Origin of the sequence: Kitasatospora sp. NPDC059146, from assembly GCF_042786665.1 — a bacterium.
GTDB lineage: Bacteria > Actinomycetota > Actinomycetes > Streptomycetales > Streptomycetaceae > Kitasatospora.
Map to the genome: position 1 here is coordinate 1 of NZ_JBHZCY010000015.1, position 1,199 is coordinate 1,199.

The following is a 1,199-nucleotide window of genomic DNA, read 5'->3' on the forward strand; positions in this document are numbered from 1 at the left end:
TCCCGCCGGGCCCCCACCGCGTCCGGTCCCGAGCGGGACGACCGGAGGACCGTGGCCGGAGGACCGTGGCCGGAAGAGCACGGTCAGGAGAGCACGGTCAGAAGAACACCGACCGCCGCTGCACCAGCAACTGGTACAGGGTGTGCTGGATGGTCTCGCGCACCTCGTCGGCCAGGTCGAAGACCAGCATCGGGTCGTCCGCCGCCTCCGGCGGATGGCCGTCGGTGGCGATCGGCTCGCCGAAGCGGATCGTCCACTTGGTCGGCAGCGGCAGCATCCCGAGCGGCCCCAGCCACGGGAAGGTCGGGGTGATCGGCACGTACGGCAGGCCGAGCAGCCGGGCCAGCGTCTTCACGTTGCCGATCATCGGGTAGGTCTCCTCCGCCCCGACGATCGAGCAGGGCACGATCGGCACCCCCGCGCGCAGCGCCGAGGAGACGAAGCCGCCGCGGCCGAAGCGCTGGAGCTTGTAGCGCTCGGAGAACGGCTTGCCGATGCCCTTGAAGCCCTCCGGCCAGACCCCGACCAGCTCGCCGCGCTCCAGCAGCGCCTGGGCGTCCTCGTTGCAGGCCAGGGTGTGGCCGGCCTTGCGGGCCAGCTCGTTGACGCCCGGCAGCACGAAGACCAGGTCGGCCGCGAGCATCCGCAGGTGCCGGCGGTGCGGGTGGTGGTCGTGGATGGCCACCTGGGTCATCAGGGCGTCCAGCGGGATGGTGCCGGAGTGGTTGGCGACGATCAGGGCGCCGCCCTCGGCCGGGACGTGCTCGATCCCCTGGACGTCGATCCGGAAGTACTTCTCGGCCAGCGGGCGCAGCAGCGAGAGCAGCACCTCCTCGGTGAGCTCCCGGTCGAAGCCGAACTCGTCGACCTCGTAGTCGCCGGTGATCCTGCGGCGCAGGAAGGCCAGCCCCTCGGTGGCCCGGCCCTCCCAGCCCTTGCCGAACAGCCGGGTGGCCGCCGGGCCGAGCTGCCCGGACAGCGCCCCGCCGACGGCCCCGGCGAGCCGGTCGGCCAGGCCGGGGGCCTGCGGCGAGCTCCAGCTGGGGGCGGACTCGATCGGGATGACCTTGGCCTCGCCCGGTGCGTTGTCGGCGGCGGCACTCATCGCGGGTTCAGCTCCTCGGGCGGCGGGTCGGTACGGCGGGGGCGGGGCCATCGGGGGCCGGCCGGGCGGGGACCCGGGGGGGGGCGGCGGGGCG

1 protein-coding gene is annotated in these 1,199 nt (G+C 74.1%); it reads right to left on the bottom strand.

What is annotated here, in order from left to right:
- Nucleotides 1-97 precede the first annotated feature (97 nt).
- A complete protein-coding gene (locus tag ACFXPX_RS09280) occupies nt 98-1,105 on the bottom strand; it encodes a lysophospholipid acyltransferase family protein (RefSeq protein WP_380522897.1) in 1,008 nt (335 codons plus the stop codon).
- Nucleotides 1,106-1,199: the final 94 nt, after the last annotated feature.